We start from the raw sequence: 11,693 nt of genomic DNA, 5'->3' as shown, positions 1-11,693 counted from the left end.
GTCTCCTGCCACTCCGCTTCCGGCGAGGAGCCCACCACTACCCCGGCGCCGGCATAGAGCCGCAGTTGCCTGCCAGCCAGCACGCCACAGCGGATGGTGACCACCCACTCGCCATTGCCATCAGCATCCATCCAGCCGACGGCGCCGCAGTAGAAGCGGCGATCGTATCCCTCAAGCCTGGCGATGGCCTGACGTGCAGCCGAGAGCGGCGTGCCGCATACCGCCGGTGTCGGGTGCAGTGCCAGCGCCAGTGCCAGAACGGGAGAGGGCTCATGGAGCCGCCCGGCGATGCGGGTCGAGAGGTGCCACATGGTAGGGGTCGCGATCACCTGCGGCTCCAGGGGGACGTCCAGCTCGCGACAGAAGGGAGCGAGGGCCGCAGCGACTGCATCGGCCACCAGCGCATGTTCATAGCGATCCTTCTGGGCCCCAAGCAGTTCGGCGCTGGCCGCCTGTTGATCGGAAAACGCGTGGCGCGGACGGGAGCCCGCCAGCGGATTGCTCACCACCGCCATCTCGCTGCGCGATACCAGCAGCTCGGGGCTGGCACCAAGCAGGGTCTCCCCATCCGGCAGCGGGATCTGGAACACATAGGCGCCCGGATTCTGGGCCAGCAGAGAGCCATAGGCGTGTGCGGGGGAGGTCTGCTCTGCGCTCTGCACGTCGATGGCACGCGACAGCACCACCTTCTCGAGTTGCCCCTCACTGAACTGCTGCAGCGCTGCCCGCACCGCCCCCTGATAGTGGGCTGAGCCGGTCACTTCGCTCACCTCGCCATGGAGCTGGCAACAACGGGCGGGCAACATCGCATCCCTTGCGACCCACTGCGATTGCGCCGGGATCACCAGATGCCAGGGGGATTGGGTATCAAACGGAATGGCGCCGATGGCGATGGGATTGACCATCCCCTGCTGGCGCAACTGACGCAGATGGGCGAGCAGCTTCTCCGGCGGGATGCCGGTAAAACTGTCGTGGATACCGGAAGCGACCAGAACCCTGTCACCGCTGGCAAAACAGCACACTTTATCCAGCCCGACCGCAGTGGCGGGCCACTCTCCTTCCAGTGCATGGTCACACATGACGGTGCTACTCCTTGGAATGAATCACTGCCTGACACGACTTGATGCGAGTCATTTGACTCACCATATGTCAGGGTGAACGGCATCCTAACAAGGAGCGAAAAAACGATCAATACAAATGAGAATCAATTTCATTAACTTCTTTTTAGTCAAAAGCGGGTGACGAACGAAACTGAGCTTCGCCGATAAAAAAGAGTTGCGATCGGAGCAAATTCAACTTGATAATGATAACGCTTATCATTTGTATATTATGGAAGATGTAAATAATGAAATCCTCAACCTCCCGTTTTATTGCTCCCAGCCTGCTGGCCACCACCATCGTCACCCTGCTGACCCAGCAAGCAATCGCCGCCAGCAACGCGCCTCAAGCCGATGAAGTGATCACCGTCACCACCACGGCGCACAATACCCGCTCGGCACCGGCCTCTATCTCTGTCATCACGGCCGAACAGATCGCCGCCGCGCCCGTCAATGATCTTGCCGACCTGCTGCGCCACGAAGTGGGCATTCAGGCTGAAGCTAACACCAATGGCCGTAGCGAAATCGGTATTCGCGGCATGTCCGGCAAGTACACCCTGGTGCTGGTGGATGGCAAACGCCTCTCCTCCTCCAATGCCATGTGGCGCGGCGGCGACTTCGACAACACTCCCGTGCCCCTTGGCATGATCCAGCGGGTCGAGGTGATCCGTGGCCCCATGTCGGCACTTTACGGCTCCGATGCCATCGGGGGTGTCATCAACATCATCACCAAGCAGCCGGGTAAAACCTGGCAAGGGGCGGCCGATGCCGACTTCAAGGCCATCGAGGGCAAGGATGGCGGCGATCAGCACAGAACCAACCTGGGCTTTACCGGCCCGCTGACCGACAACCTGCTGATCCGGATGAACGGTGAGGTGTATGACCGTCAAGCCTGGACCCCCACCGAAGCCGCTGAAGGCATCCCCCTTATCGAAGCCAAGCAGACCCGCAACTTCGCCTCCACCCTCAGCTGGCTGGTGGATGACCAGCAGCGCTTCGAGCTGGATTACCTCTACAACCAGGATGAGCGGCCTCTCGATATCTTCCGCAAAATCGGCAATAAGATACACAGCCGCCAACAGCAAAACGATCGCAACCTGTTTGGGCTGACCCACAAGGGGAACTGGAGCTGGGGTGACACCACCGTCATGGTCAACTACGAAAGCTCCAAGATAGATGACTTCAACGACGTTCTAAAAATCCACCAGCAGCCTAAAGAAGAGAACAACTTTACTTTGAAGGGCTACACCAACCTGACGCTGGCCAACCACTACCTGACCCTGGGTGGTGAATATCTGGATCGGGAGCTGGTGGATGCGGTGAGTTACCAGGATATCGGCGGCAAGGAGAGCAACTCCCAGGAGGCGCTGTTCGCTCAGGACGAGATCGGCCTGACCGACAGCCTGACCTTCACGCTGGGCGGCCGTTACGATCACCACGGGCTCTACGGCAGCCACTTCACCCCGCGCGGCTATCTGGTCTATGAGATGAACGATGTGGTGACCGTGAAAGGCGGTGTTAGCCAAGCCTTCAAAGCGCCAGCCTCGCATCAGTATACAAACGGCTACAGCACCGAGAGCTGCGGAGGCCGCTGCAGCATCTATGGTAATGACAAGGTCAAACCGGAAACCAGCACCAACTACGAGCTGGGGGTCATCGCAGGAGAGGGGATCTGGGAGACCAGCGCCACCCTCTTCTACTCCGATATCGAAGATATGCTGACCTACAAATCCTTTCCCAACTCCAAAGATCGCACCTGGTACAACCTGGAGAAGGCCACCACCAAAGGGCTGGAGCTGACCGGCAAGCTCGATCTGACCGACGATATCAACCTTGGCGCCAACTACACCTACCTCAAGGCGGAAGGCGATCAGGGTCAGGCTCTGCCCGAGCGGCCGGAGCACAAGGCCAACGCCAAGATCACCTGGCAGGCCACCGAGCGGGTCAATGCCTTTGTCGGCACCACCTACACCGGCACCCAGTTCATCGAACACAAGGTAAATAATGCAACCGTGAGAGACAAACTGCCCAGCTATCAAACCTTCGATCTCGGCACCGGCTTCAAGGTCACCGAGAACTTTGACCTGCGACTGGGGATCAACAACCTGACCGACGTGCGCCTGCAAGAGAAAGACTCCCTCTTCCAGAACGTCGAACCGGGTCGCAGCTACTACGTCAGCGGCTCAGCCCGCTTCTAAGGTAGCCAAGGCCGATATAACAGAGCGCGGGCCCATGCACGCGCTCTGTTAACCAAGAGAATAAGGGGAAGATCCCCACTGGACAGCAAAGAGCATGCAGATTTCCATTTTCATCAGGATCGCTCATGTTCACCTCACTTCTGAATGCTTCACCCCTTGCCACATTGCCCACCCCTGACGAGATGTTAAAGGTCAGACCCTGTCCGGCACGACTTACTCGCCAAATCACACGCAGCCGCCAGCAAGCACGCTATATTCTGCAGGGAGAGGACGACCGCTTGCTGCTGGTGATCGGCCCCTGCTCCATTCACGATCCGGCAGCCGCCCGCGACTATGGTGGCCGGCTGGCTGAACTGCAGGGCCAATACGGGGAGCAGCTACAACTGGTGATGCGCACCTATTTCGAAAAGCCGCGCACGACCCTCGGCTGGAAAGGATTTATCTTCGATCCCGACCTCGATGGCAGCGATCGGCTGGAAAAGGGACTAACCCAGGCCCGCGAGTTACTTCTGGCCCTTGGACAGGAAGGGCTCGCCTGTGCCACCGAATTTCTCGATCTCACCAGCATGCTCTATCTGGGGGATCTCATCAGCTGGGGCGCTATCGGTGCCCGCACCACCGAATCCCAGCTCCACCGCCAGCTAGCCTCGGCCCTCCCCTGCCCCATCGGTTTTAAAAACGGCACCGACGGCAATATCCGGATCGCGGTCGAGGCGATCCTCGCAAGCCGGGCAGCCCACCTCTATACCCAGCCTTCCGGTGATGGCCAGCTGGCACTGGTGCGCAGCCATGGCAACCTCGACTGCCACCTGATCCTGCGCGGTGGCCGCCAGCCCAACTATCAGAGCAATCATGTTACAGAGGCTGGCGACTTGCTGCGCCAACATCATCTGTCACCCCAGCTGATGATCGATTGCAGCCACGGCAACAGCCAGAAGCAACATGCCCGCCAGCTGCTGGTTGCCCGTGACATTGCCAACCAGCTGGGTGCAGGTAGCCATGCCATCGCCGCCATCATGGTGGAAAGTTTTATCTGCGAAGGACGTCAGGATATCGGCAGCAAACCGCTGCGCTACGGCCAGTCGGTCACCGATAGCTGCATCGGCTGGGAACAGACAAGGCGGCTGCTCGATATGGTAGCAGAAGGGGTGGAGGCGCGCCGCCAGCAGCGGATCGCCCTGGCGGGATAAATAGCGGATTATTCAGATAACGCAGAAAACAAGGTGGCCCCAATGGGGCCACCTTGTTGTTCACTGTCTGACGCACATCAGGCGACTGACTCACGCTCCACCAGCTGGGCTTCAAACTTGAGCGCCAGGCCGTCCACCGGCTTGTGATCGAGCAGACGCAGCGCCAGCTCGGCAGCGCGGCTGCCCATCTCCTCGATGGGGTAGCGCACCGTGGTGAGCTTGGGATAGATGTAGCGGGCGTAAGGGATATCGTCGAACCCCACCACCGACACCTGCTGCGGGATCTTGTAACCCCGCTCCAGCAGGCAAGAGATCGCCCCCGCCACCATGCCGTCGTTGAAACCGAGCACGGCGGTGAACTCGACACCACGGGCCAGCAGTTCACTCATCGCCACATAGCCGCCATTTTCGTCGGCATAGGCGCGACTGACGAGTGCAGGATCAAAGGCGATCCCGGCTCTCGCCAGAGTTTGGGTGTAACCGGCCATCCGCTGCTGACCATCGACAAACTCTTCATCATCGGAGGTGATAAAGGCGATGTTGCGATGACCGGCATCCAGCAAGTGCTGGCACGCGGTGGTGATCCCCGCCTGGTTATCGAGCCAGACGCAGCGATCTTCTGCACCCGGCACCTGACGGTTGATAAAGACGATGGGGGTAGAGCCTGCCGCCAGCTCGCTCAGCTCCTCGTCCGGAAGCGCCTTGCTGTGGAGGATCAGCGCATCGCACTGGCGCTGCAGCAGCGCCTGAATGGCGTGACGCTCGCGCGCGATATCGTGGTTGCCAGACATGACGATGGTGAACTTGTTGGCCTGATCGACCATGGTTTCGATGCCACGCATCATCTGGGCAAAGAAGGGGCCGCCGCAGAGGTCGCCAACCAGCACGCCAATGCAGTTGGAACGCTTGCTGACCAGTGCCTGGGCAAAACTGTTGGGTCGAAAATTCAGTTCCTTCATGGCCGCCAGTACGGCCTCACGCTTTTCCGGTGCTACCTGTGCCGTGTTGTTGATAACCCGCGACACGGTGGAGATAGACACATTTGCCAGCTGAGAAACGTCTTTAATCGTTGCCACTATCCATTCCTTTATTGTGGGGGAACCTGTCGGTGCCGACGCCCGAGTATACCCTGCGGCCTGATGCAATTCCCGGAGCCAGGTCACCAGGCATGTTTCCTTTGGTAACAAAACTTTACCCGATGATACTCGGCAGCAGGGAAATTTGAAAACAGGGGCCGGCTGGCGGCCCCCGACTCAATAGGCGTGATTGAGCTCCCGCTCCGACATGAAGCGCAGCGGCTGCTGCAGCTTGTGCTGATAAATGAGATCGAACGACAACACGTTTTGCACGTAGTTGCGGGTCTCCTTGTAGGGAATACTCTCGACCCACACGTCCATCGGCTTGTTGTCACTCTGCTCTCGCCAGCGTTTTACCCGTCCCGGCCCGGCGTTGTAGGCCGCCGCCGCCAGGATCCGGTTGCCATCATAGACATCCAGCAAACGCTTGAGATAGGCGCTCCCCAGACGAATATTCATCGTCGGATCAAACAGTTGCTGCTCGTTGCGATAGGGCACCCCCAGCTTGCCGGCAGTCTCTTTGGCAGTAGCAGGCATCAGTTGCATCAGACCGCGCGCCCCCACCGGCGACTGGGCCAGCGGATAGAGGGCACTCTCCTGACGGGAGATGGCGTAGAGCAAACTGGTGTTCATGGTGCGCTCTTGCGCCATCTGGGAGAAGGTGCGCTTGAGCGGCAGCGGGAAGCGCAGGTCGAGGGCATCCCACGCCTCGGCGCGAATGCTGGCGAGAATGGCCAGCTCGTGCCAGCCCTGATTGAGGGCGATATGACCAAACTCGATGCGCTGGGCCACCGGATTGCGATCCATATTGTGGATCCACTCCGAGCGGGCCGCCGCAATCTCGTTCATCGACAACAGCTCGCGCACCCGCAACAGGAAGGGCCAGCGCTGACTGGCCGTACGCCAGTCCGGTACATGCTTGACGCTCTGGTTCTTGATGCGATAAGGCACCCCGGTGCGCTGGGCGGCCATGAAGCCGTAGAAACCGCGCAGGTTGGCGGTCTCCAGATAGAGATCCCGCGCCGGTTTTTGCTGCCCCTGTACTTCAAGAGAGCGCGCCATCCAGTAGCGCCAGCGATCCTCTTTCTGACGGGCCATCGGCATCATCTTCACCCAGCCGGAGAGGCCACGCCAATCCTGCTCCCAGATGGCCAGTCGTGCCCGCAGCTCGGTAATGTCGGGATCAGCCAGCTTTTTCACCGTACTGTCGACCCAGCTGCGCTGGGCAATGGAGCGATCCAGCAGCAGGCGGCGGGCAATGGCACGCTCTACCGGTTTCACCTCGGCCTGGGTCAGGCCGAAACGGCTGCGAAACAGCGCAAGCTGGCGCAGCACCGACTCCGGCTCCTGATTGGCATAACGGGTCAAACCGAGGGAGAGCAGCTTGCGGGAATAGGGATTGCTGCTGAAATAGGCTTGGTTCATCGCCTTGGCGGGCTGCTCGAACAGGGTCACCATCTGATCGCCATAGCTCTGCAAGCCGCTACCCAGGGTCGCGCCAAGATGGCGGATCAGATTGGGGTTTTCCGCCTCGAACGCCAGCGTCATCCGCTGCCAGATCTTCTCCTGGGTTCGCTGACCGGATGCCTGCCACAGCTGGAACAGCGGGGAGCAGGCATCGGGACGCGATTGACCGCTCATCCAGATCTTGCCCGCCCCCTGCAACGCCTCTTTCGGCTTGCCGGTGTAATAGAGCGCCTGATAGTGCATGCAGAGCAGGTCGGTGGAGCTCGGCTTGGCCGGATAGAAGCGCAGGAACTGCGACCACTGCTGGCTCTGGGCCAGATAGGTCAGATAACTGCGCTCCAGCCGGTTGGACTGGGGAGTATCCCCATGCTGGCGGATAAAGCGAGTCACATCGTTGTAATCCGCCGCCCCCGGACGAAAGGCGAGCTGATAGTAGTCGAGATAGGGCAACAGGGGATAATGGGTCAAACGGGCACGAATTTGCTGAAAACGGGCCTGGTCATTGGCCCGTACGGCGTCATACGCCTGACGGTAGAGCGTCTGGTCGGCAGTCTGCGCCATCAGGGTCGGCACAAACAGCGCCGACAAAACAATTCCCCATACAGCTTTCACTGAACATCTCCATTGAGGGCAATACACCGCCCGGTGGCGGTGGGTCTACTGCCTCTCATTCTACCCGTTGCCGGGCAGCGCTACAGCGGGGAGAAAGGACTATTTTTCTGGCTCGCTCAGCTGCATTTCACGCAGTTGCTCCGGTCTGGTCAGCCGCTGTACATATTTCTCCAGATAGGGCACCGGCAGCGGCTTGGAGGCGAGATAGCCCTGATAAAAACTGCACCCCTGCGCCTTGAGAAACTCCAGTTGCTGACGGGATTCCACCCCTTCCGCCGTGACGTTGAACCCCATATGTCGCGCCATGGCGATCACCGCCTCGACGATGGCCATGTTGTCACCATCTTTCGGGATGTCCTGAATGAAGGAGCGGTCGATCTTGAGCTCATCGGCAGGCAGCCGCTTGAGATAGCTCAGGGAGGAGTAACCGGCGCCAAAATCGTCGATGGCAAAGCTGATGCCGAGCTCCTTGAGCTCGGTCATCTTGCTGATGGTGTCCTCGGCATGACCCAGCACCACGGACTCGGTGATCTCCAGATTGAGGCAGGCCGGATCCATGCCGGTTTGCGCCAACACATCGTGGATCCGCTCGACAAAATCGGTGGCATGGAACTGCTTGGCACTGACGTTGACCGAGATCTGCGGAATATGGATGCCGTTCTCCTCCCACAGCACATACTGGGCGCACGCCTCGTGCAGCACCCAGTTGCCGATATCGACAATCAGGTCCGTCTCCTCAGCGATGGGAATAAACTCGGCCGGCGAGACCAGCGAGCGACCGGCCGGCTGCCAGCGAATGAGCGCCTCGACACCAATGATATCGCCGCCATCGACCATATGCTGGGGCTGATAGTAGAGGGTCAGCTCTTGCTGGCTGAGGGCGTTACGCAGTTCGTTGTGAATGAGCAGACGGCGATCCGCCTGCTGCTGCATCGAGGCATCGAAGAAGCGACGGGTCTTGCGGCCAGCGGACTTGGCCTGATACATGGCGGTATCCGCCTGCTTGAGCAGATCATCGACCCCCTGCTCCCGATCCGGAAACAGGGTAATGCCGACACTGGCGCCGATGTGCAGCACCTGCCCCACATAGGTATAAGGAGCGGCAATCTCGGTGATAAGCCGTTCGGCAATGATATCGGCCTGCATCTCCGCCTGGGGCGGGCTGGCCGAGAGCGATGGCAGCAGCAGTACAAACTCGTCACCACCGAGGCGGGCCAGACAATCCCCCTGTCGCACCAGGCGTTTGAGACGGGCGGCGACCTCTTTGAGCAACCAGTCGCCGGTGGCGTGGCCGAGAGAGTCGTTGATGGTCTTGAAGTGATCGAGATCGATAAAGAGCAGGGCGCCAATCAAGCCATCGCGGGTCGCCTCGTTGAAGGTCTGCACCAGAGTCTCGTGGAGCTGACGGCGATTGGGCAATCCGGTCAGCTCGTCGTAATAGGCGAGATCCTGAATGCGTCGCTCGGCCGCCTTGCGCTCGGAGATATCCTCGAAGCAGATGACAAAGTGGCTGATCACCCCCTTCTCGTCCTGCACCGGCGTCACTATCTCCCACTGGGGATAGGTGTGACCATCGACATGGCGACGCTGGGTCTCCCCCTGCCAGCGGCTGAGGGTATTGAGCTCGTAGCCGAGCCCACCCAGATTTGGCCAGAGATCCTCTTCCAGATGCAGGCCCAGCACCGACTGGCTGTCGAAGCCGGTGATCTGGCTGAAGGCGTTGTTGACCCGCAGGATCTTGAACCCCGGATCCGTAATGATGATCCCTTCGTGGGTCTCGAATGCAACGGCAGAGAGGCGCATCTGGGCATCGGATTGCAGACGCTCCAGCTCGGCCACCATCCGTACCGAGAAGGTATTGAGCACCGAGGTGAGGTTGCTGGTATCTGCCGGGGCCGAATAGAGCAGCGCCAGATGGCCCAGAAGTTGGCCTCTGGCATCAAACAGCGGCTGACCATAATAAGTCTGCCCGGCCGCCAGCCAGGGTTGATACTCCTGCGACTCGTCGATCACCTCGAAACAGATGGCCCCTTGCTTGTAGAGCTCCTGACAGGGGGAACCCGCCAGCGGATAGTCCTTCAACGCCAGCCCGTCGGCAGCCAGCACTTTGACCCGGTCGGCACCGCACAACTCACCCACCCAGACCGCATCCACCTTGAGGATATGGGCCAGCTGGCTGACCAGGGTATTGAAGAAATCGAGCCCGGTGCGGGCAGAGAGCGCCTGCGCCAACTGGGTAAGCAGGGTGGTTTGCAGCAACGGCAAAGAGAGATTGAGGGAGGATACCGCACTGTTGGCGGTATCAAGAGGGGCCAGCCAGCCACAGCAGATCTGCTGGGTGGGCACAAACTGGCCGCTCCAGAGCACATGGTTGAGCTGCCCCTGATCATCTTTCAGATGACCAATAAACTGTTCTGGCAGATGTGATTCATGAAGCCGGACAAGAAAATCGGCAAAGCCTGCCTCATCTTCCGGTAACAGGCGAGCGGCCCAGGGATGATTGCCCTCCCCTTGCCACTGCTGGTAGGCCCCCTGATCAGAAAGACTCCACTGATCATGTTGCCGATCGAAAAACCACATGACTTGCGTGGCCTGCTGCTTCATTTACCACTCCAACACAACAACCAACCACGTTTGATGTCCAATCAGGCATAGCAACGCCCCCTGCATCCGCTCATCAGATCAGAGGTTGCGAGGGAAGAGTACAAACATGCGATATCAAGCAGTGGAAACCGGACATGAGGTCGACACGAAGTGCTGCCAAGAAGGGACAGAAACGATCCTATTCCCGTCATACTGCCTGCCAGTTTCATGGAGCTCAAGCTGTTTTTGGCACGAAACCGGAAAAGATCACAATTTATAAGTTACTGAATAGCCAAGGGAAGGTTATGTGACATAGATCACATTTCAATCTTTACCAATGAGTAATCTGAAGGTGAAGACACAAGCAAGACGACCCGAAGGGGGCCAATATGAAAATCGAAATTACCAGCAAAATCATCGACATCACCCCGGCTATCCGCGAGCGCATCGAATCCCGTTTTGAAAAGCTCGAACGTCTTCAGGTGCCTCTCATCACACCTCATGTGATTGTTTCCAAAGAGCGTCTGATGTTCACTGTCGAAGCCAGTGCTGGCATCCCCAACGGCAAATTGTTTGCCCAGGCAGAGCATGAGGATCTCTACGCCGCCATCAACGAACTGGGGCAAAAACTGGAGCGCCAACTCAACCGTCACACCGAAAAGCCGATTGCCCGTCGTGCCAATGCAGCGCTCAAAGAGCAGCCACAACCGGATGAAGCTGACGCTTGATTGCATGCCGCAAGGCTAAAAATTCCAAAGAGCATAAAGGCGGGGTCACCCGCCTTTTTGTTGCCTGTGATTTGCCGACAAACATCGCGTTACACCAGTGAACAGGCGCCATCAACTGAGCCAGTGCAACCGGGTATCCACCCCCTCTTGCAAACGATCGAGGATCGGCAGCAATACCAGCGGGTCCTCCTGGCGTGGCATATCGGCCAGCTTTCCTTGCAACCGCTCCCGCGCCAGCGGTGACAGGTTGTCATAGACAGCCTCATCCATCAGCGGCTGTTTGACCGCCAGCGGCGGTGTTTGCAGCGCCAGCCAGAGCCGCACATCCACCATGCTTCCCCCTTGCTGCAACCGCTCATTGATGGCACTGCAGTCACTCCCCGCCCCTTCAGCCACCAGCACCTCTGCCGGTCTCAGCGCAAAGTGCAGACGCCAGTCACGGCTCTGGGGAGTGGCCGCCGGTTTGGCATCAAACCAGGGCTGTTCCTCCACCGCATCGGTCAGCAGGGCCAGATGCAACCGGAAATCAGCGCGATCGCCATGTTGCAGGTCACGGTTGAGGCGCTGCCCCAACTGGCCCTCATCGACGAGCAGGTGATTACGGATTGAACTGGGCAGCATGAGATAACTCTCGAAAATGGCGATTTCACTGGTTATCGGCCACAAATCCAATTCTTTTAATGGAAAAATCCTGCTTGGGGGTTCACAAAACCGGAAGATCTGTTAGTATGCGCCTCGCACT

Annotated in this window: 8 protein-coding genes; 3 read left to right on the top strand and 5 right to left on the bottom strand. The window is 59.0% G+C overall.

Annotation, left to right across the window (positions count from 1 at the left end):
* Positions 1 to 1,079 (bottom strand): isochorismate synthase (locus tag L972_RS08800; protein WP_047437709.1); only part of this gene is annotated, 1,079 nt, incomplete at its 3' end.
* 266 nt (positions 1,080 to 1,345) lie between these two features.
* Here L972_RS08800 and L972_RS08795 point away from each other — a divergent pair.
* A complete protein-coding gene (locus L972_RS08795; protein WP_047437599.1) occupies positions 1,346 to 3,295 on the top strand; it encodes a TonB-dependent receptor domain-containing protein in 1,950 nt (649 codons plus the stop codon).
* 125 nt (positions 3,296 to 3,420) lie between these two features.
* Positions 3,421 to 4,485 carry a 3-deoxy-7-phosphoheptulonate synthase gene (locus tag L972_RS08790; RefSeq protein WP_047437597.1) on the top strand — a complete coding sequence of 355 codons (1,065 nt, stop codon included), beginning with the start codon at positions 3,421 to 3,423 and terminating at the stop codon, positions 4,483 to 4,485.
* A gap of 77 nt (positions 4,486 to 4,562) precedes the next feature.
* On the opposite strand, the gene L972_RS08785 is transcribed toward L972_RS08790, so the two are convergent.
* The 3 genes from L972_RS08785 to L972_RS08775 all read right to left on the bottom strand — a co-directional run bounded on the left by L972_RS08785 (position 4,563) and on the right by L972_RS08775 (position 10,244).
* Complete coding sequence (locus L972_RS08785; protein WP_005350588.1) at positions 4,563 to 5,561, bottom strand: LacI family DNA-binding transcriptional regulator; 999 nt, start codon at positions 5,559 to 5,561, stop codon at positions 4,563 to 4,565.
* A gap of 177 nt (positions 5,562 to 5,738) precedes the next feature.
* Positions 5,739 to 7,640 (bottom strand): transglycosylase SLT domain-containing protein, encoded by a 1,902-nt coding sequence (locus tag L972_RS08780; protein ID WP_047437595.1) that lies wholly within the window; start codon positions 7,638 to 7,640, stop codon positions 5,739 to 5,741.
* Positions 7,641 to 7,739: 99 nt separating this feature from the next.
* On the bottom strand, positions 7,740 to 10,244 hold the full coding sequence (locus tag L972_RS08775) for a putative bifunctional diguanylate cyclase/phosphodiesterase (protein WP_047437594.1): 2,505 nt from the start codon (positions 10,242 to 10,244) through the stop codon (positions 7,740 to 7,742).
* Between the two features lie 368 nt (positions 10,245 to 10,612).
* On the opposite strand from L972_RS08775, the gene hpf reads away from it, so the two are divergent.
* Positions 10,613 to 10,951: a ribosome hibernation-promoting factor, HPF/YfiA family gene (gene hpf, locus L972_RS08770; RefSeq protein ID WP_005334257.1), complete on the top strand. Its 339-nt coding sequence runs from the start codon at positions 10,613 to 10,615 to the stop codon at positions 10,949 to 10,951.
* Between the two features lie 111 nt (positions 10,952 to 11,062).
* Here the strand turns inward: hpf and L972_RS08765 are convergent, their stop codons facing one another.
* Positions 11,063 to 11,572 carry a VC2046/SO_2500 family protein gene (locus L972_RS08765; protein ID WP_047437707.1) on the bottom strand — a complete coding sequence of 170 codons (510 nt, stop codon included), beginning with the start codon at positions 11,570 to 11,572 and terminating at the stop codon, positions 11,063 to 11,065.
* Positions 11,573 to 11,693 lie beyond the last annotated feature (121 nt).

Origin of the sequence: Aeromonas sp. ZOR0001 (assembly GCF_000801015.1) — a bacterium.
Taxonomy (GTDB): Bacteria; Pseudomonadota; Gammaproteobacteria; order Enterobacterales; family Aeromonadaceae; genus Aeromonas; species Aeromonas veronii.
The sequence above is the reverse complement of the archived record's forward strand: the minus strand, read 5'-3'. Positions and strand labels throughout refer to the sequence as shown.

Bases quoted from the DNA above. Each gene is read 5' to 3' on its own strand.
- L972_RS08795 (WP_047437599.1), top strand. From the start codon at position 1,346: ATGAAATCCTCAACCTCCCGTTTTATTGCTCCCAGCCTGCTGGCCACC.
- L972_RS08790 (WP_047437597.1), top strand. From the start codon at position 3,421: ATGTTCACCTCACTTCTGAATGCTTCACCCCTTGCCACATTGCCCACC.
- L972_RS08775 (WP_047437594.1), bottom strand. From the start codon at position 10,244: ATGAAGCAGCAGGCCACGCAAGTCATGTGGTTTTTCGATCGGCAACAT.
- hpf (WP_005334257.1), top strand. From the start codon at position 10,613: ATGAAAATCGAAATTACCAGCAAAATCATCGACATCACCCCGGCTATC.
- L972_RS08765 (WP_047437707.1), bottom strand. From the start codon at position 11,572: ATGCTGCCCAGTTCAATCCGTAATCACCTGCTCGTCGATGAGGGCCAG.